Annotated in this window: 21 protein-coding genes; 13 read left to right on the top strand and 8 right to left on the bottom strand. The window is 71.8% G+C overall.

Annotated elements, in window-relative coordinates:
- Window positions 1-266: 266 nt before the first annotated feature.
- The 3 genes from BLW78_RS04030 to BLW78_RS04020 form a co-directional block, all read right to left on the bottom strand.
- Window positions 267-782, bottom strand: coding sequence for a DUF2165 family protein (locus BLW78_RS04030; RefSeq protein ID WP_091676862.1), 516 nt, complete (start codon window positions 780-782; stop codon window positions 267-269).
- Window positions 783-853: 71 nt separating this feature from the next.
- Complete coding sequence (locus BLW78_RS04025) at window positions 854-2,770, bottom strand: hypothetical protein (protein ID WP_091676859.1); 1,917 nt, start codon at window positions 2,768-2,770, stop codon at window positions 854-856.
- A 145-nt stretch (window positions 2,771-2,915) separates the two neighbouring features.
- On the bottom strand, window positions 2,916-3,242 hold the full coding sequence (locus BLW78_RS04020) for a HesB/IscA family protein (protein WP_020092036.1): 327 nt from the start codon (window positions 3,240-3,242) through the stop codon (window positions 2,916-2,918).
- 153 nt (window positions 3,243-3,395) lie between these two features.
- On the opposite strand from BLW78_RS04020, the gene BLW78_RS04015 reads away from it, so the two are divergent.
- The gene (locus tag BLW78_RS04015) at window positions 3,396-4,643 is read left to right on the top strand and encodes a deoxyguanosinetriphosphate triphosphohydrolase (RefSeq protein ID WP_091676856.1); all 1,248 of its coding nucleotides are present in this window, start codon (window positions 3,396-3,398) and stop codon (window positions 4,641-4,643) included.
- Window positions 4,644-4,668: 25 nt separating this feature from the next.
- Here the strand turns inward: BLW78_RS04015 and BLW78_RS04010 are convergent, their stop codons facing one another.
- Window positions 4,669-5,106, bottom strand: a complete 438-nt coding sequence (locus tag BLW78_RS04010; RefSeq protein ID WP_091676853.1) for a hypothetical protein — start codon at window positions 5,104-5,106, stop codon at window positions 4,669-4,671.
- Between the two features lie 279 nt (window positions 5,107-5,385).
- Here BLW78_RS04010 and argS point away from each other — a divergent pair, with 279 nt between their 5' ends.
- From argS to tatC, 6 genes are all read left to right on the top strand, one after another.
- Window positions 5,386-7,137, top strand: coding sequence for an arginine--tRNA ligase (argS, locus tag BLW78_RS04005; RefSeq protein ID WP_091676851.1), 1,752 nt, complete (start codon window positions 5,386-5,388; stop codon window positions 7,135-7,137).
- Between the two features lie 48 nt (window positions 7,138-7,185).
- A complete protein-coding gene (locus BLW78_RS04000; RefSeq protein ID WP_091676848.1) occupies window positions 7,186-8,565 on the top strand; it encodes an SPOR domain-containing protein in 1,380 nt (459 codons plus the stop codon).
- Between the two features lie 251 nt (window positions 8,566-8,816).
- The gene (gene nagZ / locus BLW78_RS03995) at window positions 8,817-9,821 is read left to right on the top strand and encodes a beta-N-acetylhexosaminidase (protein ID WP_091676847.1); all 1,005 of its coding nucleotides are present in this window, start codon (window positions 8,817-8,819) and stop codon (window positions 9,819-9,821) included.
- A 157-nt stretch (window positions 9,822-9,978) separates the two neighbouring features.
- Entirely contained in the window at window positions 9,979-10,251 is a 273-nt protein-coding gene (locus BLW78_RS03990) for a twin-arginine translocase TatA/TatE family subunit (RefSeq protein WP_020092042.1), read from the top strand.
- A 119-nt stretch (window positions 10,252-10,370) separates the two neighbouring features.
- Entirely contained in the window at window positions 10,371-10,976 is a 606-nt protein-coding gene (tatB, locus tag BLW78_RS03985; protein WP_091676844.1) for a Sec-independent protein translocase protein TatB, read from the top strand.
- A complete protein-coding gene (gene tatC, locus BLW78_RS03980) occupies window positions 10,973-11,773 on the top strand; it encodes a twin-arginine translocase subunit TatC (protein ID WP_091676841.1) in 801 nt (266 codons plus the stop codon). The genes tatB and tatC overlap by 4 nt, the downstream gene beginning before the upstream one ends.
- Window positions 11,774-11,788: 15 nt before the next feature.
- Here the strand turns inward: tatC and BLW78_RS03975 are convergent, their stop codons facing one another.
- Together BLW78_RS03975 and tyrS are read right to left on the bottom strand one after the other, a co-directional pair.
- Window positions 11,789-12,472: a response regulator gene (locus BLW78_RS03975; RefSeq protein ID WP_091676838.1), complete on the bottom strand. Its 684-nt coding sequence runs from the start codon at window positions 12,470-12,472 to the stop codon at window positions 11,789-11,791.
- A gap of 32 nt (window positions 12,473-12,504) precedes the next feature.
- Window positions 12,505-13,776: a tyrosine--tRNA ligase gene (gene tyrS, locus BLW78_RS03970; protein WP_091676836.1), complete on the bottom strand. Its 1,272-nt coding sequence runs from the start codon at window positions 13,774-13,776 to the stop codon at window positions 12,505-12,507.
- A gap of 123 nt (window positions 13,777-13,899) precedes the next feature.
- Here tyrS and BLW78_RS03965 point away from each other — a divergent pair, with 123 nt between their 5' ends.
- The 4 genes from BLW78_RS03965 to ribB all read left to right on the top strand — a co-directional run bounded on the left by BLW78_RS03965 (window position 13,900) and on the right by ribB (window position 17,960).
- Entirely contained in the window at window positions 13,900-15,033 is a 1,134-nt protein-coding gene (locus BLW78_RS03965; RefSeq protein WP_091676833.1) for an anhydro-N-acetylmuramic acid kinase, read from the top strand.
- A complete protein-coding gene (locus BLW78_RS03960) occupies window positions 15,030-15,647 on the top strand; it encodes a DUF3578 domain-containing protein (protein WP_091676831.1) in 618 nt (205 codons plus the stop codon). Before BLW78_RS03965 ends, BLW78_RS03960 begins: the two co-directional genes overlap by 4 nt.
- A gap of 103 nt (window positions 15,648-15,750) precedes the next feature.
- On the top strand, window positions 15,751-16,851 hold the full coding sequence (gene aroC, locus BLW78_RS03955; RefSeq protein WP_042675260.1) for a chorismate synthase: 1,101 nt from the start codon (window positions 15,751-15,753) through the stop codon (window positions 16,849-16,851).
- 32 nt (window positions 16,852-16,883) lie between these two features.
- Window positions 16,884-17,960, top strand: coding sequence for a 3,4-dihydroxy-2-butanone-4-phosphate synthase (gene ribB / locus BLW78_RS03950; RefSeq protein WP_042675272.1), 1,077 nt, complete (start codon window positions 16,884-16,886; stop codon window positions 17,958-17,960).
- Window positions 17,961-17,980: 20 nt separating this feature from the next.
- On the opposite strand, the gene BLW78_RS03945 is transcribed toward ribB, so the two are convergent.
- Both BLW78_RS03945 and BLW78_RS03940 read right to left on the bottom strand, forming a co-directional pair.
- Entirely contained in the window at window positions 17,981-18,598 is a 618-nt protein-coding gene (locus BLW78_RS03945; RefSeq protein ID WP_091676828.1) for a LysE family translocator, read from the bottom strand.
- A gap of 132 nt (window positions 18,599-18,730) precedes the next feature.
- On the bottom strand, window positions 18,731-19,660 hold the full coding sequence (locus tag BLW78_RS03940) for a histone deacetylase family protein (RefSeq protein ID WP_020092052.1): 930 nt from the start codon (window positions 19,658-19,660) through the stop codon (window positions 18,731-18,733).
- Between the two features lie 190 nt (window positions 19,661-19,850).
- On the opposite strand from BLW78_RS03940, the gene BLW78_RS03935 reads away from it, so the two are divergent.
- A complete protein-coding gene (locus BLW78_RS03935) occupies window positions 19,851-20,429 on the top strand; it encodes a L,D-transpeptidase (protein ID WP_020092053.1) in 579 nt (192 codons plus the stop codon).
- Between the two features lie 162 nt (window positions 20,430-20,591).
- Entirely contained in the window at window positions 20,592-21,032 is a 441-nt protein-coding gene (locus BLW78_RS03930; protein ID WP_020092054.1) for a hypothetical protein, read from the top strand.
- Window positions 21,033-21,116 lie beyond the last annotated feature (84 nt).

Below are 21,116 nucleotides of genomic sequence, written 5' to 3'. Positions count from 1 at the left end.
GGCTCCGAGGCTGACCGCGAGGAGGGAGCCAAGCCTGGCTACGGAACCGCGGATGCGGCACGCGATCGAAAGAGGGTTGGTCCTGCGCGACACGGCTCGGCTCCGGAACAGGGAGCCACCATCCCTCTCGCCAAGCGTTCAATCCAACAGAATTTATGGAACGAACTGATCGCGATTCCCGATCGTTCCGGGTGGCGGTGCGGCGAACTCCGAGAACGCGGTCGGCACGACAGCCCCCGCGTCGGGGCAGCGCTGGCCGCGCGATCTCAGCCTCTGCGGCCCGCCTCCGGATCCTCGGCCTCGGGCAGGGCGACGTAGATCATCACGCCGAGGACCGTCATGGCGAAGCGGAAGGCGGATTGCTGGCCGTTCCAGACCTTCGACATCCACATGCCGAACCACTCGGCGCCGATGCCCAGGAAGCCCGCCTGCCAGACCAGGAAGCCGACGCTCAGGCCGGCGATCGCCCAGGTCTTGGCCCGGTCGAAGTCGCCGCGCGGGGCCCGCAGCCGCGCGAGCATCAGCGCGACGCCGATCCAGAGCAGGAGCGCCGTGACAGCCTCCCCGGCGACGATCATCGCGAAGGCGCCGCGCTGCAGTGTCGGATCGGTGATCGCGCGGTCGGCGATGCCCGAATCCGGCAGGATCGTGTCCATCGACAGCACGTGCTGCACGAAGGCGAGGTTCACAGCCGGCTCCGTGACGTTGCCGTACACGACCAGCGTGCAGGTCAGGGCCAGGGCGCCGACGAGGGCGGCCTTCGAGAGGCGGACGGCGAGCATGGGCGGCCCTTCCAGATATGCGGGCGTCGCCTTCGGAGCCGGGCCATGGCCTCGGCCGATCGCGGCGCCCCTCAGTTCGCCTTCGCCTCGACCTCGAGCCGGTCGAGGACGGCGGCCGGTGAGCGCGCCGCGCCCAGGTCGATGAAGCCGATCCCCGCCGGCTCCTTGGACTTGGCGTGCACCACGAGCTTGCCGGGTTTCATCACGAACTGGCCCATGGCGGCGCCGATCCCCTTGGCGGCCGCGCTGTTGCCCAGGATGATCGGCACGCCGAGCAGGCTGGCGGTGACGTATTCCTTGCGCAGCTCGTCCGGCTTGAGGCTGAGATCCTTCGACTGCGCGGCCAGGAAGCGCTCGAACAGGCCGGCATTCTCGACCGTAAGGTTCAGGGTCTTGGCGCTGCCCGAGAACATCACCATGGTCGCCGCCGGCAGGGTGCCGGAGAACAGTTCGGGCCCGATGCCTCCGAGCGTGCCGGACAGGCGGACGGTGCCGATGTCCCGCCCGGAGATCGTGACCTCGCGCAGGGCGAGGTCGCGGGCCTTCTCGTCCAGGCTCGCGTCGGCCACGAGGTCGAGGTCGAGGTCCCGGTAGCCGTAGGCCGGCAGCAGGCCGAGGAGCGGCGCGCCCGCGAGCAGGTCGGCGGGCAGGCTCAGGCCGGTGAGGCTGATGCGGGTCGCGCTGGGCACGCCGTCGGTCAGCGGGCCGAAGGCCAGGGCCGCCTCGCGCAGCGCGACGCGGGGGAACGGCCGCGGCGACACCGTGACCGCCAGGGGATCCGCGGTCCTGTCGGCCGGCCTGGGCTCGGGTGTCCGCGCCGACCGGCCCGGCTCGGGCAGGGTGCCGCGGGCCGGGGGCCGGACGTCGCGGGGGGCCGCCCGCTCGGCCTCCGCCTCGGGCGGCAGGTCGATCGACAGGTCGGTGAGGGTGAGCGTGCCGAGCTTCGGCGTCAGGCGACGCATCTCGACGTCGGAGAATCCGGCGCCGCCCGTCGGCTCGGCGGCGATGCCCTGGAGGGTCGCGACGGTCGGCGCCAGGGAGGTCCCCAGCGCGGCCACGCGGCCGACATGGATCCGCAGCGCGCCGCGGGTCATCGACAGGTTGTCCAGGGTGGTGCCGCCGTCGGAGCCCGAGGAGGTGTAGGCGGCCCGGCCGATCTCGAACAGCACCGGCCCCTTCGGATCGGTGTCGCTGACGCTCAGGCCCTGTATCTCCAGGCTGCCGACCGAGGTGGCGTCGATGAGATCGGCGGCGGCCGCGGCCAGGGGGCGGCGGTCGCTGGCGCCGTCGAAGCCGTTCGCCACGATGGCGAAGGCGCCGCTCCAGCCGTCCGGGACCTGCCGGCCGCCGAGATCGCGGCCGTCGAGGCGGGCGATCTTCACGGTGGTGCCGCGCGCGTCCGAGTAGGTGACGTCCGAGACCTGGATGGTGCCGTAGACGCGCTGGACCGGTCCCTTGCCGTCGCCGGGCACCGTGTAGAGCCGGCTGAGCGCGGCGAGATCCAGGTCCGTGGCGCGCACCTGACCGTAGGTCCCGGACCCGCGGTTCGGGCCCGCGACGGAGCTGACCGTCGCGCCGGCCGCCGTCAGCTCGCCGACGCGGCCGGCCCGGATGTCGCGGGCGACCACATCGCGGTAGGTGACGGTCTGCCGGTTCTCGCCGGGACCCGCGTTCTCGGAGACGAGGACCGGGACGGTCAGGCTGCCGGCGTCGAGCCGGGCGAGGCGCTGCTCCCAGGGCACGTTGGAATCCGGGCGCAGGATCGCCGCGAGATCCTCCTTGGAGAGGCGGGTGCCGCTGGCCGTCAGCTTCGGGGCCTTCAGCAGCGTGCCGCCCAGCGGGATCACTACGTCGTTGACCGTCACGTCCTGGACGGCGGCGGCGCCCTCCTGCGCGGCGAGCGGCGCGGGCGCGAGGCCGAGAAGGGCCAGCGTGACGGCCGCCGCCCAGGCCGACCGGAGGCGGAGACGGGCCTTCGGGTGGTTCATGGCAGCGTCCGGACCAGGGCTCTCGCGGGGATGCCCTAGCCGTGCCGTGTTTTGCCGGGCGAGGCAATCGCGCGCGCCGGCCCGGGCGATCGAGCCGGGAAAGGTGTCGTACGGACGCAACGGCGCGGCGGCGCCGGGCCGGGCGCTACAACGAGAAGGAGGTGCCGCAGCCGCAGGAGGCGGTGGCGAGCGGGTTCTCGATCTTGAAGGACTGCCCGATCAGGTCGTTCACGAAATCGATGGTCGAGCCGCTCATGTACTCAAGCGAGACCGGATCGACGATCACGGTGGCGCCGTCGCGCTCGATCGCGACGTCCTGCGCCTCGCGGGCGCGGGTGATGTCGAAGGCGTAGGAGAAGCCCGAGCAGCCGCCACCGTTGACGCTGATCCGCAGCGACGAGCCCGCCGGCTCCGCCACCATGATCTCGTTGATGCGCTTGGCCGCGCGGGCGGTCAGGGTGATCTCAGCCATCGGTCTCTGGCCACGCATTCGTTCGGTGGACGGCGCGCCTGGCCCGTTGCCGAGGGCGCCTCGACCCACAAGATATGAGCCGCAAGCCCGCGCCGCAACGCGCCGGGCGGGGAGCCGTCATGAGCAGGGTGCGTGAGTCACAGAGCGGATGCCGTGCGACCGAACGGTGAGCGCTGGCGCGCGCCCTACGCCACCGACCCGGCCCGCACCCGGGGCCGCCTGATCCCGGAGGCCGGCTCGCCGACCCGCAGCGACTTCCAGCGCGACCGGGACCGGATCATCCACTCGACGGCGTTCCGGCGGCTGAAGCACAAGACGCAGGTCTTCGTGCATCACGAGGGCGACCATTACCGCACCCGCCTGACCCACACGCTGGAGGTGAGCCAGATCGGCCGGGCGCTCGCGCGCGCCCTCGGGCTCGACGAGGACCTCGCGGAAGCTCTGGCCCTCAGCCACGACCTCGGCCACACCTGCTTCGGCCATACCGGCGAGGACGCCCTCGACGCCTGCATGGCGCGCCACGGCGGCTTCGACCACAACGCCCAGGCGCTGCGGATCGTCACCCGGCTGGAGCGGCGCTACGCCGGCTTCGATGGGCTGAACCTCGCCTGGGAGACACTGGAGGGCCTCGTCAAGCACAACGGTCCGCTGCTCACCGCGGACGGCCACCCGACGCCCCGCTACGCCGCCCGCGGCATCCCGGCGGCGATCCTGGAATACGACGCGCTGAATCCCCTCGACCTGTGGAGCCAGGCCGGCCCCGAGGCCCAGGCCGCCTCGCTGGCGGACGACATCGCCTACGCCGCCCACGACCTCGACGACGGGCTGCGCGCCGGCCTGTTCGAGATCCCGGAGCTGCGGGCGGTCCCCTTCCTGGCCGGGCTGCTCGACGAGATCGACCGGCTGCATCCGGGCCTGGAGCCGTCGCGGATGATCCACGAGCTCGCCCGCCGGGTGATCACCCGCTTCGTCGAGGACGTCATCCGCGAGGGCGGCCGCCGCATCGCCGCCCTGGATCCGCAGCGCGTCGAGGACATCCGCAACGCGGATCAGCCGGTCATCGTGTTCTCGCCGGAGATCGCGGCGGCCGACGCCGAGATCATGCGCTTCCTGTGGGAGCGGATGTATCGGCATCCCGGCGTGGTGGCCGTGCGGAAGAAGGCCGACGCCATCGTCAACGACCTGTTCGCCGCGTTCACCGCGGCGCCGGCCCGGATGCCGGAGGAGTGGAGCGCCGGTCTCGACGGGGCCACCGAGGCCCGGGTCGCCCGCCGGGTCGCCGACTACATCGCCGGCATGACCGACACCTACGCGGTCCTGGCGCACCGCAAGCTCTACGCGACGACGCCGGACCTCCATTGGGAGCTGCCCAGCCGGGGCCTGCCCCTCGCCGAGCCCTGAGGGCCCGGCGCGGGTCCGCCTCTGGTCAGCAGCCGCAGCCGCAGGTGAAGCTGCCGTAGCACCCGCCGTAGCCGTAGCCACCGTAGGCAGCGGGATAGCCGTAACCGTAGCCGTAACCGCCGTAGGCGGCCGGGTAGCCGTAACCGTAGCCGCCGTAGACGCTGCCGGCGGCGAGCCCGAGCCCGAGGCCGATCCCTGCGCCGGCCAGCCCGTAGCCGAGGGCCCGACCGTAGCCGCCACGATACCCGTAACCGTAGCCGCGCCCGTAGAAGCCGCGGGCCACGTAGCCGCCGCGGTAGCCGTAGCCGCCGCGGTAACCGCCCCGGAATCCGCCGCCGTGGAATCCACCACCATGGAATCCGCCGCCGCGGAAACCGCCGCCGCGGAAACCGCCCGCCTCGGCACTTGGCGCGGCCAGGATGAGCGCGCAGAGCGCCGTGCCCGCAATCGTCAAGGTCTTCATCAGTAACTCCGCGATCGGCCTACTCACGATCGCCGACGATGACACCGTGTCGTCTCGTTCGAGACAAGACGGACACTGGGCGATCCGTATTCGTCGCGCGGGATAACCCGTCGGCGACGCGCACGTGGTTACCGGAGCGATGCCGCGACCGCGGATTCCGCGGGCTCGGTGCGCGGCCCGGCGCCGTGACACCCTCCCGCCCCCTTGCTAGACCGCCGGGGCGGGCGCAGGCCGGACGGGCCGGGCGACGAGACCCCCGCGCGAGCGAGATCGAGACCCATGAACATCTTCGCCCTGTTCGAGGCGCGCGTGCGCGAGGCCGTGGAGGCGCTGACCCGCGCCGGCCACCTGCCCGAGGGCCTCGACCTGGGCCGCGTGGTCGTCGAGCCGCCCCGCGACGCGTCGCACGGCGATCTCGCCACGAACGCCGCCCTGGTGCTCGCCAAGGAGGCGCGGACCAATCCGAAGGCGCTCGGCGAGGCACTGGCGGAGGAACTCCGCGCGGACCCGCGGATCGTCGAGGCGAGCGTCGCCGGGCCGGGCTTCATCAACCTGCGGCTCGACCCCGCGATCTTCCACGCGGTCGTGCGCGACGCGCTGACGGCGCCGGAGGCGTTCGGCCGCGCGCGGCTGCCCGGCGGCCCGATCAACGTCGAGTACGTGTCGGCGAACCCGACGGGGCCGATGCATGTCGGGCACGGCCGCGGCGCGGTGTTCGGCGACGCCCTGTGCAACCTGCTCGTCGCCGCCGGCCGGCAGGTGACGCGGGAATACTACATCAACGACGCCGGCGTTCAGGTCGACGTGCTGGCCCGCTCGGCCTTCCAGCGCTACCGCGAGGCCCTGGGCGAGCCCTTCGCGATCGCCGAGGGCCTCTACCCGGGCGACTACCTGAAGCCCGTGGGCGGCGCGCTGGCCGAGACCCACGGCCGCGCGCTCCTCGACAAGCCGGAGGCGGAGTGGCTGCCCGCGGTGCGCGAGACCGCGCTCGGCATGATGATGGACATGATCCGGGCCGACCTGGCGGCGATCGGCATCCGCCACGACGTGTTCTTCTCCGAGCGCACGCTCCAGGAGAGCGGGGCCGTGAAGTCCCTGCTCGCGGAGCTGCGCGCCAAGGGCCTCGTCTACGAGGGGCGTCTGCCGCCGCCCAAGGGTCAGCTGCCGGAGGATTGGGAGGACCGCGAGCAGACGCTGTTCCGCACCCGGGAATTCGGCGACGACAGCGACCGCCCGCTGCTGAAGTCGGACGGCTCGTACACGTACTTCGCCTCCGACATCGCCTACCACCGGGCCAAGTATCTCGCCGGGGCGACCGAGTTGATCGACGTCCTGGGCGCCGATCACGGCGGCTACGTGAAGCGCATGCAGGCTGCCGTGAAGGCGGTCAGCGACGGCAAGGCCACGCTCGACGTCAAGCTCTGCCAGCTCGTGCGGCTGTTGCGCGCAGGCGAGCCGGTCAAGATGTCCAAGCGGGCCGGCGAGTTCGTGACCCTGCGCGACGTGATCGACGAGGTCGGCCGCGACGCGATCCGGTTCATGATGCTCTACCGGAAGAACGACGCGACCCTGGATTTCGACCTCGCCAAGGTCGTGGAGCAAACGAAGGACAACCCGGTCTTCTACGTCCAGTACGCCCATGCCCGCGTCCGCTCGGTGCAGCGGCAGGCGCGCGAGGCCTTCCCGGACGCCGACCTCTCGGCCGCGGCGCTGGCCCGCGAGGCGGATTTCTCCGTGCTGAGCGACCCGGGCGAGATCGAGATGATGCGCCTCATCGCGCAGTACCCGCGGGTCCTCGAATCCGCGGCGCTGGCGCACGAGCCGCACAGAATCGCCTTCCACCTCTATGAACTGGCCTCCGCGCTGCATAGTTTCTGGAACAAGGGCAAAGACTTGCCGCAATTACGGTTTGTTAATGCAACCGACCGAAAGTCGACGTGGGCCCGGCTGGCGCTCGTCGAAGCTCTGCGGAGCACGCTGGCGGCCGGCCTTGCGATTCTCGGTGTGACCGCGCCGGACGAGATGCGATAGGCCCGGGTGCATCGGGCCAGTCTTCGGCGTTGATGTGAGGATGCTGCCATGACGAACGCTTCGCGCGCTCAGGTCGATTTGGACGCCCTCGCGCGCGATCTGCGTCAGGAGAAGGGCCAGGCGCCGCAGGCGTCCGGCAAGGGCGACCCGCTGGCGGAACTCGCCCGCATCGTCGGCCAGGACGACCCGTTCCGGGCGCTGCTCGCGGCCCGCGACGAGATGCGCGCCGTCGCGCCCGCCGCGCCGCAGCAGGCCGCCTGGAATGCCCGGGTCGAGCCGAGCTTCGCCCCGGAACCCGCCAAGGCCACGCCGGCCGACGCGTTCGACCAGTATCTCGCCTCGGTAGAGCAGGACACGCACCGCGAGGGCGCCGGCTACGCTCCGGAGGGCGGCCCGACCTCGACCGGCGACGAGGAGACCTACGCGGACAGCCGCGCGCTCCGGCGCGCCAATCCGCGGCGGCGGCTCGCCTCGGTGGGTGCCGGCGTCGCCGTGGTGGCGCTCGCCGTCACCGGGGCGCTCACCTACAAGGGCCTGAGCAATTCCGGCCACGGCGGCGTTCCGGTGGTCCAGGCCGATTCCACGCCCCTCAAGGTCGCCCCGAAGGTCGCCGACGGCGTCGAGATCCCGGATCAGAACCGGCAGATCTACGACCCGAAGGGCAAGAAGGACGGCCAGATCAAGATCGTGAACCGCGAAGAGCAGCCCCTCGACGTGGCCGAGGCCGCGCGGGCGGCCCAGGGCCCAACGCAGCCGAGCGGCGCCCAGGGCGGCACGACGCCGGGCAGCGGCCCGTTCGAGGCCTTCGGGGAGCCGCGCCGCGTCCGCACCGTGGCGGTCAAGCCCGAAGCGCCGCCCGCGCCGCCGCCGCGCGAGCAGCAGGCCGCCGATGCCGGGCCGGCCCCGATCCCCACCATGGTCCTGCCGAGCGACGAGCCGCCCGCCCCGCCGGCCCCGAAGTCCAGGCCCGTCCGCCAGACCGCCGCAGCCATGCCGGCGACCACGGCCACGCCCGTCGACGCGCAGCCGGAAGCCGCGGTCGAGCAGCCGGCGCCCAAGCCGGTGGCCGTGAAGCCGCCGCCGAAGGCCGCCCAGCGCATCGCCGCCGTCGCTCCGGCCGGCGCGGCCGCGCCCGACACCACCGCCAGCACCACGACGGACGACGACGCCGTGAAGTCCGGCCCGGTCAGCGGCTTCTCGGTCCAGCTCGGGGTGCGCAGCTCCGCCGCCGAGGCCAAGGCCGCGTTCCACCAGTTGCAGGCCAAGTACGCGCAGCTCGCCGGCAAGCCCGAGCTGATCCGGCAGGCCGAGGTCAACGGCAAGACGATCTACCGCGTCCGCGTCGGACCGCTGGAGAAGGCCCAGGCCGCGAGCCTGTGCAGCGCCCTGCAGGGCGCGGGCGGCCAGTGCTTCGTGGCCAAGAACTGAGGGCCTGACGGCACCTCGCGGACGGGACGGCGTGCCCGTCCGCGGTGATCCGCGTCGCCCGTCCGACCGAGTCCCCTAGGCAACACGGGCGGCGCGATCGCCCCGGCCACCGGTCCGGGGCCCCGGTTTGGTCTTGCCGGCTCCCCGTTCCCGCCCGACTCTGTCGCCATCGATTCGCGCCGTCCGGCGGTTCCGCCGCCGTTCTCGCGCCGTCTTCGCGCCGCAACCGAGCTGTCCCCGAGTCGTTCCAGATGACCTCCCGCGCCCTGATTCTCGGCTGCACCGGCCCGTCGCTCACGGCGGAGGAGAGGGCCTTCTTCCGGGACGTGAAGCCCTGGGGCTTCATCCTGTTCAAGCGCAACATCGGGACGCCCGACGAGGTCCGCGCCCTCACCGGGGCACTCCGGGACTGCGTCGGGTCCGACCGGGCGCCGATCCTGATCGACCAGGAAGGCGGCCGGGTCCAGCGGATGGGTCCGCCCCACTGGCCGGCCTATCCGGCCGGCGGCCGCTACGGCCGCCTGAACGGCAGCGCCGCGACCGTCGCCCGGCTCGGGGCGCGCCTCATGGCGCACGACCTCGCCGAGGTCGGCATCAACGTCGACTGCGCCCCCGTCCTCGACGTGCCGGCGCCGGGCTCGCACGACATCATCGGCGACCGCGCCTACGCGACGAGTCCGGAGCGAGTCGCCGAGATCGGACGCGCCGTCGCCGAGGGCCTGATGGCCGGCGGCGTCCTGCCGGTGATGAAGCACATCCCCGGGCACGGGCGCGCCACCTGCGACAGCCACCACGGCCTCCCGGTGGTCGACGCGACCCGCGCGGATCTCTCCGGGCAGGATTTCCGCACCTTCCGCGCCCTCGCAGACCTGCCGATGGCGATGAGCGCGCACGTCGTCTTCACCGCCATCGACCCCGACCGGCCGGCGACCCAGTCAGACACCGTCATCCGCGACATCATCCGTGGCGCCATCGGCTTCGACGGCCTGCTGATGACCGACGACCTGTCCATGCACGCGCTGACCGGCACGTTCCGCGACCGGACGGAGCGCGCCTTCGCGGCGGGGATCGACATCGGCCTCCACTGCAACGGCGCGCGCGACGAGATGCAGGCTGTGGCCGAGGCGGCGCCCGAACTGACCGGCGAGGCCGCGCGGCGCGCCGCCGCTGCGCTGGCGCGGCTCGACCCCGCCGGCGACGGGCTCGACGTCGCGGAAGCCCGCGACCGCTTCGCCGCGGCTCTCGCCGCCGCCTGACCTGAGACACCGCGCGACGTTCCATCGCGGCCTTCCACCGGCCGTGGCATCGCCTCTGCTTGTGTTCGGGCGGCGCGATCCCTAGGTTCGCCCCGAAATCCTCAACCGGACGTGGCGTCACGCTCCCGCTTCTTCGGGGCGCCCGCAGGAGGTTGCCATGGGCAGCATGAGTATCTGGCACTGGGTCATCGTCGCGGTCATCGTGATGCTGCTCTTCGGACGCGGCAAGGTGTCCGACCTGATGGGCGACGTCGCCAAGGGCATCAAGGCCTTCAAGAAGGGCATGGCCGAGGACGAGACCCCGCCGGCGGCCCAGGCCGCGCCGCCGCCGGCCGAGCCGGTCCGCACCATCCCGCACACCGCCGAGACGAGCCCCGGCACCGCGATCCCGGCGAGCCATATCCCCGGCGGCGAGCGCAAGCCGGTCTGACGGCGGGCGCGACTGTAGGCGAGCCCGACTGTAGGACTGTCAGAGCGCGCGCGCTCGTGTAGAGCCTGACGGGGTCCGGCCGCCGTGCCGGATCTCGGGGCAGCAGGACCGTCGACGACATGCTGGACATGAGCTGGGGCGAGGTGATGCTGATCGGCGGCGTCGCCCTCATCGTCATCGGGCCGAAGGATCTGCCGAAGGCGCTGCGCACCGTCGGGCAGATCACCACGAAGCTGCGCCGCATGGCCGGCGAGTTTCAGATGCAGTTCAACGAGGCGATCCGCGAGGCCGAGCTCGACGACGTCCGGCGCGAGGTCGACGGCATCCGCAACACCGTCCGCACGGCCGGCTCGACCTTCAATCCGGTGCAGACGATCCGCGACGAACTGAAGGGCGCCGTCGAGGGCCGGGCCAAGATGGGTCCGGAGAAGATGGGACCGGAGTTGCCCGGCCCCGAGACCCCGCCGGTCGAGACCCGGTCGCTGGCCGACGCCACGGCGCAGCTGAAGGCCGAGCAGGAAGCCGCGGCGGCGCCTCACGCCGCTGATACGCATCCGGTGACGCCAGCCGGCGCGTCGGACCATGGTGCGGCGACCGAGGTCGCGGAGGCGCCCCTGCCCCTGCCCGTGCCCGGCTCGGTGGACGATCCGTTCGGTCCTCGGCCCGACCCGCCTGCCGCACACCCCGCCACCGAAGAGTCCAAGAACGGCACGGCTGCCCGATGATCAGCGAGGCGGACGAGGCCGAGATCGAGGCGTCCCGGGCGCCCCTGCTCGAGCACCTGATCGAATTGCGCGCGCGGCTGATCAAGTCGCTCATCGCCTTCGTGCTGATGTTCTTCGCGTGCTTCTTCTTCTCGCGCGACATCTACAACGTGCTGGTCTACCCCTACGTCTCGATCGTGGGTGCGCAGAACGCCGAGCTGATCGCCACGCACTTCCTCGAGCAGGTCTTCACCAACATCAAGCTCAGCGTCTTCGGCGCGGCCTTCCTGGCCTTCCCGGTGATCGCGACGCAGATCTACGCCTTCGTGGCACCCGGCCTCTACCGCAACGAGCGCAAGGCGTTCCTGCCCTACCTCGTCGCCACCCCGATCTTCTTCCTGCTCGGCGCGCTCGTGGTGTTCTTCCTGGCGATGCCGCTGCTGATCAAATTCTCGGTGTCGCTCCAGCAGGTGGGCGTCGCCGGGGAGCCGACGATCAAGCTGCTCCCGAAGGTCGACGAGTACCTGTCGCTGATCATGACGCTGATCTTCGCGTTCGGCATCGCCTTCCAGCTGCCGGTGATCCTGACGCTGCTCGGCCAGATCGGGATCATCGACGCGGCGTTCCTGCGCGAGAAGCGCCGCTACGCGATCGTGCTGGTCTTCGTCGCCGCCGCCATCCTGACCCCGCCGGACGTCATCTCGCAGCTCTCCCTCGCGATCCCGATGCTGCTCCTCTACGAGGCCTCGGTGTTCTCGGTGGCGCGGGTCGAGAAGCTGCGCGCCGCGCGGCGCGTCGAGGAGGGGCTGGAGCCCTGAGCCGGCGCGCCGGGCTCAATCCGGCGCGCGCAGGCGGTAGCCGACGCCGGTCTCGGTGAGCAGGTAGCGCGGGCGCTCGGGATCGGGCTCGAGCTTCTGGCGCAGCTGCCGGATGTAGACGCGCAGGTACTGCGGGTCCGACGAGGCCGGCGCGTGGCGCATGAGCTGCGCGTGGGTGAGCACCTTGCCGGCGTGCTGCACCAGCACGCGCAGGAACTCGTATTCCCGCGGCGACAGCTTCACCTCGCGCTCGCCGACGCGGACGATGCGGCGGACGAGGTCGACCGAGAGGTCCTCGACCCGGAAGACCGGCCGCTCACCCTGCATGGCGAGGCGATGGCGCAGGGCCGCGCGGATGCGCGCCAGCAACTCGTTCATGCCGAAGGGCTTGGTGACGTAGTCGTCGGCGCCGAGATCGAGAGCCTCGACCTTGCCGCGCTCGTCGTCGCGGCTCGACAGGATCACGACCGGCAGGTCGGGCCAGCGCTCGCGGATCGCCGCCAGGAGCGCGTGGCCGGCCATGTCGGGCAGGCCGAGGTCGAGGAGCGCGAGATCCACCCCGCCGGCCTCCAGGGCGACGAGCGCCGCGGCCCCGTCGGCGGCCTCGACGACCGCGTAGTCCTGCGTCCCGAGACCGGTGCGGAGCAGCCGGCGGATCGGCGGCTCGTCGTCGATCACCAGGATGCGGGCTATGCTCACGCGTTCCGTCCCTCGTGGCGGTCTCGGGCGGCCTATTCGGGCCGCAACAGCACGTGCCGCTTCTTGCCGAAGGAGAGCTTGATCACCCCGTCCGCGGTCACGTCGCCGCGGCCGAGGACAGCCTTCTCGTCCGTGACCGGCACGTCGTTGACCCGCAGGCCGCCGCCCTTGATCTGACGGCGCGCCTCGCTGGTGGACGGCACGAGCTTGGCGACCTCCGGCCCGAAGGCGGTGAGCACGCCGAGGCCCGCCTCCAGGGCGGCGGACGGCACGGTGACGCTCGGGAGGTCGGCGGCCAGCGTCCCCTCGACGAAGGTCTTGCGGGCGGTCTCGGCGGCGGCCTCGGCGGCCTCGCGGCCGTGCATCAGCGCGGTCGCCTCCGTGGCCAGCACCGTCTTGGCCGCGTTGATCTCGGAGCCGGCGAGGGCGGAGAGGCGCGCGATCTCCTCCATGGGCAGCAGGGTGAACAGCTTGAGGAAGCGGGCCACGTCCGCGTCCTCGGTGTTCCGCCAGAACTGCCAGTAATCGTAGGGCTTCAGCATGTGCGGGTTGAGCCAGACGGCGCCGGCCGCGGTCTTGCCCATCTTGGCGCCGGACGAGGTGGTCAGCAGCGGGCAGGTCAGGGCGTAGAGCTGCGGCGTGCCCATGCGGCGGCCGAGATCGATGCCGTTGACGATGTTGCCCCACTGGTCCGATCCGCCCATCTGCATGACGCAGCCGTAGCGGCGATTCAGCTCCACGAAGTCGTAGGACTGAAGGATCATGTAGTTGAACTCGAGGAACGACAGCTCCTGGTCGCGCTCCAGGCGCAGGCGCACGCTGTCCATCGACAGCATGCGGTTCACCGAGAAATGGCGGCCGACGTCGCGCAGCATCTCGATGTAGTTGAGCTTGGTCAGCCACTCGGCGTTGTCGACCATCACGGCGTCGCCGGCCGCGTCGCCGAAACGCAGGAACCGGTCGAAGGTCTTGCGGATCTCGGCTTTGTTGGCGTCGATCTGCTCGACGGTGAGGATCTTGCGGGTCTCGTCGCGGCCGGACGGGTCGCCGACCCGGGTCGTGCCACCGCCCATCAGGGCGATGGGCCTGCCCCCGGTGGCCTGCAGCCAGTGCAGCATCATGATCGACAGCAGGTGCCCGACATGGAGCGAGGGCGCCGTGCAGTCGTAGCCGACATAGGTGGTCAGCCGGCCCTCGAGGGCCGCGGCGTCGATGCCGGCGAGGTCCGAGGTCTGGTGGATATAGCCGCGCTCGGTCAGGATCCGCAGGAAGTCGGATTTCGGCGCGAAGCTCTCGGCGGTCATGGATGCCATCTCGGGTCGCGCGCTGGCGCGACAGGCCGAGGCCCCGCATGCTAGCTCGCGCTGGGTACAGGATACGGCGCGCTCTTAGCAGGGCGTTGGCCGAAAGGCACGGGGCAGCACGGCATGGCGATGATGCGCGCGATCGGACTGATGAGCGGCACCTCGCTGGACGGCGTCGACATCGCGCTGATCGAGACCGACGGCGAGCGCGTCCACGTGGTGAAGGGCCACAACAACTTCCTCGAACCGCTGGGTCCCACCGGCTACCGCGGCTACGCCGACGACGAGAAGGCGCTGCTGCGCGCGGCCACCAAGGACGCCGAATCCGTCCTCCATCCCGGCGACCGGCCCGGGCGTCTGCCGGAGGCCGAGGCCTTCGTCACCCTCGCCCATGCCGAGGCCGTGGAGCGCTTCCTGGAGGAGCACGGCCTGAATGCCTCCGAGATCGACGTGATCGGCTTCCACGGCCAGACCGTGATCCACCGTCCGGACCAGCGGATCTCGATCCAGATCGGCGACGGGCAGGCGCTGGCGACCCGGCTCGGCATCCCGGTCGTCTCGGACCTGCGCCGGGCCGATATCGAGGCGGGCGGGCAGGGGGCGCCGCTGGTGCCGGTCTTCCACAAGGCGCTCGCCGAGGCGTCGGGCTTCGACGGGCCCTTCGGCATCCTCAACATCGGCGGCGTCGCCAACGCGACGCTGATCGACTCGAAGGGCGGCGTCATCGCCTTCGACACCGGTCCCGGCAACGCCCTGATCGACGAGTGGATGCAGGAGCGCGAGGGCAAGAACCTCGACGATGGCGGCCGCACCGCCGCCCGCGGCCGCCCGGACGAGCAGCTGCTCGCCTGGCTCCTGACGCACCCGTTCTTCTTCCGCAAACCGCCGAAGTCGCTGGACCGGAACTGGTTCTCGCACAAGCTCGCCGGGCAACTCTCGACCGAGGACGGCGCCGCGACGCTCACGGCCTTCACGGCCCGAGCCGTGGCCCGGGCCCTCGACCACGCCCCGGAGGTCCCGACCCGCTGGATCGTGGCCGGCGGCGGCGCCCGCAACGGCGAGCTGGTGCGGCTCCTGAACTACCACCTGCGCGCCGAGATCACGACCGCGGACGCGATCGGCTGGTCCTCCGCCTATCTGGAGGCGCAGGCCTTCGCGTACCTCGCGGTGCGCTCGCTCAAGGGCCTGCCGATCACCTTCCCGGCGACCACCGGGGTACGCGAGGCCATCACCGGCGGGGTGCTGGCGCGGCCGTGAGCCTCGGCTACGCGCTCCGGCGGATCGTCGAGGAATACCCGCTCGCCCGGCTCGACCCGCCGGCCGGCCACCCGCTCGCCGCCGTCATCCGCAGGGGTGCGCCGGACGAGCTGCGCGCCGCTTTGGAGCCGATCGACGGGCCGTTCCTGGTGAAGGGCAGCCCGGGGCGCGGGAGCCACTGGGCCGCGATCCCCTGGATCGCCGTGTTCGATCCCGCCGTCACCACCAGCGCCACGCGGGGCTACTACCTCGTCTACCTGTTTCCGGCGCACCGCGAGGCGGTGCACCTGTCGCTGGCGCAGGGGACGGTCGCGGCGATCCGGAGCCACGGTCCGGCGGCGGCCGGTGCCCATCTTCGCGCCAGCGGCGCCGCGCTCAGGACGCGGCTGTCGGACTTCGCCGACGCGCTGCCGACCGCGACGATCGCCCTCGGCAGCGCGGGCGAGTTGCCGGAGGGCTACGAGGCCGCCCACATCCTCGGCCTCACCTACGCCCTCGCCGATCTCGGCGACGAGCGCCGGCTGCACCGGGATCTCGCGGCGGCGGTCGCGGCGTACCGGGCGCTCAAGGCGCGGGGCGGGCTCGATCTGCCCGGTTCGCCGAAGGCCCGGTGAGGCTGCCGGGCGCTCCGACCCGTCACCGCGCGCGGGTCTGCCCGGCCGCCCTGCACGGGCCGCGTTTGTGCCCCCGCCGCTCCCGCGCTAAGGCAGCCGCGCCATGTCGCACAACACCTTCGGCCACTTGTTCCGCGTCACGACCTTCGGCGAGAGCCACGGGATCGCGCTCGGCTGCGTCGTCGACGGCTGCCCGCCCGGCCTGCCCCTGGAGGCCGAGGAGATCCAGGCCGAGCTGGATCGCCGGAAGCCCGGCCAGTCGCGCTTCACGACGCAGCGCCGCGAGCCCGATCAGGTCAAGATCCTGTCCGGCGTCTTCGCGGACGACCGCACCGGCGGCCGCCAGCTCACCACCGGCACCCCGATCGCGCTGATGATCGAGAACACGGATCAGCGCTCGAAGGACTACTCGGAGATCCGCGACAGCTACCGCCCCGGCCACGCCGACTACACCTACGACGTGAAGTACGGCATCCGCGACTACCGCGGCGGCGGCCGGTCCTCGGCGCGCGAGACCGCCGCGCGGGTCGCGGCCGGCGCGGTGGCGCGCAAGGTCATCCAGGGCGTGACCATTCGGGCGGCCCTCGTGCAGATGGGCCCGCACGCCATCGACCGGTCCCGCTGGGACTGGGACGCGGTCGGCAAAAACCCGTTCTTCTGCCCCGATGCCGAGACGGCGTCCTTCTACGAGACCTATCTCGACGGACTCCGGAAGGACGGCTCGTCGGTCGGCGCCGTCATCGAGGTCGTCGCCGAGGGCGTGCCGCCCGGTCTCGGCGCACCGGTCTACGGCAAGCTGGACGCGGACCTGGCCGCCGCGATGATGTCGATCAACGCCGTGAAGGGCGTCGAGATCGGCGACGGGTTCGCGGCGGCGGCCCTGCGCGGCGAGGACAACGCGGACGAGATGCGGGCCGGCAACGGCGGCCGGCCGCGCTTCCTGGCGAACCACGCGGGCGGCATCCTGGGCGGCATCTCCAACGGCGAGCCGGTCGTGGTGCGGTTCGCCGTGAAGCCGACCTCCTCGATCCTGACCCCGCGCCGCTCCGTCACCCGCGACGGCGGCGAGGTCGATCTCGTCACCAAGGGCCGGCACGATCCCTGTGTCGGCATCCGCGCCGTGCCGGTCGCGGAGGCCATGATGGCCTGCGTGCTGGCCGATCACTATCTGCGCCATCGCGGACAGGTCGGATCCCAGCCCTGATCCGGGTCCGTCCCAACGATTCGAGAATGCCCGTGCCCCACTGCACCGTCACAGAGGCCATCGCGGCCTTCGCCCGCGGCGAGATCGTGGTCGTCACCGACGACGACGACCGCGAGAACGAGGGCGACCTCGTCGTCGCCGCCTCGCTCTGCACGCCGGAGAAGATGGCGTTCATCATCCGCAACACCTGCGGCATCGTCTGCGCGCCGATCACCCAGAGCGAGGCGCGGCGCCTGCACCTCGCCCCGATGGTCGCGTCGAACGACGCACCGCTGGGCACCGCCTTCACGGTCACGGTCGACGTCAAGCACGGGCTGACGACCGGCATCTCGGCGGAGCAGCGCTGCAACACCGTGCGGGCGCTGGCCAACGGCAACATGGGCGCCGGCGACTTCGTGCGGCCCGGCCACGTCTTCCCGCTGATCGCCCGCGACGGCGGCGTACTCATGCGCTCGGGCCACACCGAGGCCGCCGTCGACCTGTGCCGCCTCGCCGAGCTGCCGCCCGTGGGCGTGATCTGCGAGCTCGCCAACGACGACGGCACCGTCATGAAGGGGCCGCAGATCGAGACCTTCGCCGAGAAGCACGGCCTCAAGCAGGTCTCGGTGGCTGACCTGATCGCCTATCGGCAGGCCCGCGATCGTCTGGTGGAGCGGGTCGGACACTTCCCGGTGCGCTCGAACCACGGCGACCTGAACGCTTACGTCTTCTCGACGCCCTTCGAGTCGATCCAGCAATTCGCGTTCGTGATGGGCGAGATCGGCGACGGCCGCGACGTGCTGGTGCGCCTGCACCGCTCCAACGTCGCCGCGGACGTGATCGGCGGCGGCAAGCAGATCGACGCCGTGCTCAAGCGCTTCGCGGCGGCCGGGCGCGGCGTGCTGGTCTATCTCCGCGACGGCACCGCGGGTGTCCCGGTCAAGAGCGTCACCGACGAGGGAACGGAGGCGCTCCGGGCGCGGCAGTGGCGCGAGGTCGGGCTCGGCGCCCAGATCCTTCGCGATCTCGGCGTGGTCTCGATCCGCAACCTCGCCACCTCGTCCCGCTCCTATGTCGGCCTCTCGGGCTTCGGTATCGAGCTCCTCGGCGACGAGCCCCTGGAGGGCTGAGGCCCGGAAGAGCGCACCAGTCAGGCGCGGCGCAGGACGGTCCAGACCGCCGCGCCGGCCATGATCGCCGCGGCGCCACGGTTCAGCCGCGCGCGAAAGGCCGGCCGCCGGAGAGACTCGCGCGCCCGCGCCGCCAGCGCCGCGTAGGGCGTCATCACGGCGAAGAGGATCGCAGCCGTGATGACGACGAGGCTGACGCAATCCGCCGCCGTCACGCCCCGCAGATCGACGAGCGTCGGCAGGATCGCGAGGTAGAAGACGATCGTCTTCGGATTGCCCAAGGTGATGGTCAGCCCGGCGACGAAGCTGGTCCACGGCCGGTCCCGCGATTCGCCCTCGACCCGGGCTGCGGCTCCGGCCAACCGCCAGAGCCGGAATGCCAGGTAGGCAAGGTAGAGCGCCGCGCCGTAGCGGACGACGACGAAGACCGCCCCGAGCGCCTCCGCGATCAGCGACAGGCCGAAGATCGCGGCGGCGAGATAGGTCAGGTCGCCGAGGATCAGGCCGAGCGAGAAGGCCATCGCGGCGCCGAAACCGGCGCCCAGGGCCCGGGCGACGAGGGCGACGACGCCGGGCCCGGGGATCGCGGCAGCGACCCCGAGGGCCAGCGCGTAGGTCAGGAAGCCCGCGAGCGTCATCGAGCGGTGCCCGCGGCCGGGACGGGAATGCTCCGCAGGGGTGGGCGCAGACGGCTCCGTGGCGGCATGGCGGCGATCTCCTCCGAGACGCCGATTATCGCGTGCCGCCGGACGACCGCAACGCAGCCGCCGTCAGCGGCCCATCAGCGCGTCGACGTGGGCGGCCACCGACTTGCCGAGGCCCTCGAGGCTGTAGCCGCCCTCGAGGATCGAGACGACCCGGCCGCCCGCGCAGCGCTCGGCCAGGTCCATCAGGCGGCGGGTCGCCCAGCCGAAATCCTCGGCCTCCAGCCGCAGATTGGCGAGGGGGTCCAGCCGGTGCGCGTCGAAGCCGGCGGAGATCACGATCACGTCCGGCCGGAACGCCTCCAGGCGGGAGAGGATGCCGGTCTCGAACGCCTCGCGGAACACCTCGCCGTCGTCGTTCGGCCGCAGCGGCACGTTGACGATCGTGTCCTTCTCGCCCCGCTCGGACGGCGATCCGGTCCCGGGATAGAGCGGCATCTGGTGGGTCGAGCAGTAGAGCACCGAGGCGTCGTTCCAGAAGATGTCCTGGCTGCCGTTGCCGTGGTGGACGTCCCAGTCCACGAGCGCCACCCGCTCGGCGCCGTGCTTCTTCCGGGCGTGCAGGGCCGCGATGGCGGCATGGTTGAACAGGCAGAAGCCCATCGCGCGGGTCCGCTCGGCGTGGTGGCCGGGCGGGCGCATGGCCACGAAGGCGTTGCGGCACTCGCCGCCGACGACGGCGTCGACGGCGTGCATCCCGCCGCCCACGGCCCGCAGCGTCGCCTCCAGGCTGCCCGCCGACAGGATCGTGTCGGAATCGATGCCGACCATGCCGTGCTCGGGCACCGCCGCCACCAGCGCATCGACGTACTCGCGCGGGTGCGCGAGCGTGACGGCCTCGATCTCGCCCCGGGGCGCCGTGGCCCGCACGAGGCCCGCGAAGCGCTCGTCCTCCAGGGCCCGCTCCACCGCGCGCATCCGGGCCGGTCGCTCCGGATGCCCCTCGGGGACCTCGTGATCGAAGCTGGCGGGATGGCTCACGTACAGGGTGGTCACGAGGGTCGCTCCCGGATGCTCGCCTGTCGCGCACCGGCAACAGGAGCCGGCAATGTGCCACGGGCCCAACGCGCGGACTACGGCGGGGTGCCGTTGCCCCCTTATGGTTGCGTGATTCTTCCACGGGACGGACCCGGATCGGCGATCCGCGCGCCCCGTCCGCGGCCGCGACGACCTTCGAGGCGGGGATATGCGCATCATCTCGGGACTCGGCTGCGCCCTGCTGCTGGCGGGCTGCACCTTCAAGGGCGTGCCCGATCCGGCGCTCTCGGCCCGCGACGCCGAGTACATGGCCCTGGTGCCCGAGGCCGAGTTCGATCCGCACTTCGCCCGCTATGAGATCGCCGACCCGACCCGGGAAGCGCCCGGCACGATCGTCGTCGAGACCAAGGAGCGCCAGCTCTACCTCGTCCTGCCGAACGGCCGGGCGATGCGCTACGGCGTGTCGGTGGGCGACGAGGCGTATGGCTGGACCGGCACGGCCCGGATCGACCGCAAGGCGGAGTGGCCGGCCTGGAACCCGCCGGCCGAGATGATCCGGCGCTGGCCGCACGTCCACGCCATGCAGGGCGGCCCGATGAACCCGCTCGGCGCCCGCGCCCTGTACCTGTCGGACCGCGGTCGGGACACGCTCTACCGGATCCACGGCACGAACGAGCCCGAGAAGATCGGCCAGGCGGTCTCCTCGGGGTGCATCCGGATGCGCAACATCGACGTGGTCGACCTCTACAACCGGGTGCCCGTGGGAGCCACGGTCATCGTCCGGTAACGCAACCGGTCAACGTCCCAATAAGCCTGCTTGCTCGGGGGGTGTTTACCTGAACTTCCGTTCAGATCTCGCCATTAACCTCTGGAAGGGGAGCGGTCCCGTAAGTTGAAGACACACAGGGACTAGAGCCGACCGCAACAAAGGTCGGGGAGGCAGGCGATCATGACCACCATTTCCGTTCAACAGTTCTGCAACCATGCTGTCTCGGCCGGCACGATCAGCGACGAGGACCTGCTCGTCCTGAAGCGCGAGGTTCTCCCGGACGGCCTCATGAACCGCGAGGAGGCCGACCTCCTGATCGCCCTCGAGCGGGCGGTGATCGGTTCCGACGCCTTCGCCGACTTCCTGGTCGCCTCGGTCGTCGACTTCGCCGTGTGGGGCTCGCGCCCGACCGGCTACATCGACCGCGACGTCGCCGCCTGGCTCGCCGCCTCGCTCAGCGGCCGCGACGGCCCGAGCGCGGTGGGTGCCCGGATCGCCATGGAAGTCGTCCGTGAGGCCGAGAGCAGCGCCGAATCACTGGTGGCCTTCGCCCTCGAGGCCAACCGTCGCGCCCGCGACACGGTCCAGGCCCCGCGCATGACCTTCGCCCTGGCCGCCTGAGCCTCAGACCAAGGCGCAGCTTCCGTCCGCGGCGCAACTGATCTATCGGGACAGTCAAGCCGGTGCGCAATCCGGCGATCTCGA

This window comes from Methylobacterium sp. 275MFSha3.1, from assembly GCF_900108435.1.
Taxonomy (GTDB): domain Bacteria; phylum Pseudomonadota; class Alphaproteobacteria; order Rhizobiales; family Beijerinckiaceae; genus Methylobacterium.
The sequence above is the reverse complement of the archived record's forward strand: the minus strand, read 5'-3'. Positions and strand labels throughout refer to the sequence as shown.

Bases quoted from the DNA above. Each gene is read 5' to 3' on its own strand.
- BLW78_RS04010 (WP_091676853.1), bottom strand. From the start codon at position 5,106: ATGAAGACCTTGACGATTGCGGGCACGGCGCTCTGCGCGCTCATCCTG.
- tatB (WP_091676844.1), top strand. From the start codon at position 10,371: ATGCTGGACATGAGCTGGGGCGAGGTGATGCTGATCGGCGGCGTCGCC.
- BLW78_RS04025 (WP_091676859.1), bottom strand. From the start codon at position 2,770: ATGAACCACCCGAAGGCCCGTCTCCGCCTCCGGTCGGCCTGGGCGGCG.
- BLW78_RS03945 (WP_091676828.1), bottom strand. From the start codon at position 18,598: ATGACGCTCGCGGGCTTCCTGACCTACGCGCTGGCCCTCGGGGTCGCT.
- tatC (WP_091676841.1), top strand. From the start codon at position 10,973: ATGATCAGCGAGGCGGACGAGGCCGAGATCGAGGCGTCCCGGGCGCCC.
- BLW78_RS03990 (WP_020092042.1), top strand. From the start codon at position 9,979: ATGGGCAGCATGAGTATCTGGCACTGGGTCATCGTCGCGGTCATCGTG.
- tyrS (WP_091676836.1), bottom strand. From the start codon at position 13,776: ATGACCGCCGAGAGCTTCGCGCCGAAATCCGACTTCCTGCGGATCCTG.
- BLW78_RS03930 (WP_020092054.1), top strand. From the start codon at position 20,592: ATGACCACCATTTCCGTTCAACAGTTCTGCAACCATGCTGTCTCGGCC.
- BLW78_RS03935 (WP_020092053.1), top strand. From the start codon at position 19,851: ATGCGCATCATCTCGGGACTCGGCTGCGCCCTGCTGCTGGCGGGCTGC.
- BLW78_RS04030 (WP_091676862.1), bottom strand. From the start codon at position 782: ATGCTCGCCGTCCGCCTCTCGAAGGCCGCCCTCGTCGGCGCCCTGGCC.
- BLW78_RS03965 (WP_091676833.1), top strand. From the start codon at position 13,900: ATGGCGATGATGCGCGCGATCGGACTGATGAGCGGCACCTCGCTGGAC.
- BLW78_RS04000 (WP_091676848.1), top strand. From the start codon at position 7,186: ATGACGAACGCTTCGCGCGCTCAGGTCGATTTGGACGCCCTCGCGCGC.
- argS (WP_091676851.1), top strand. From the start codon at position 5,386: ATGAACATCTTCGCCCTGTTCGAGGCGCGCGTGCGCGAGGCCGTGGAG.
- aroC (WP_042675260.1), top strand. From the start codon at position 15,751: ATGTCGCACAACACCTTCGGCCACTTGTTCCGCGTCACGACCTTCGGC.
- BLW78_RS04020 (WP_020092036.1), bottom strand. From the start codon at position 3,242: ATGGCTGAGATCACCCTGACCGCCCGCGCGGCCAAGCGCATCAACGAG.
- nagZ (WP_091676847.1), top strand. From the start codon at position 8,817: ATGACCTCCCGCGCCCTGATTCTCGGCTGCACCGGCCCGTCGCTCACG.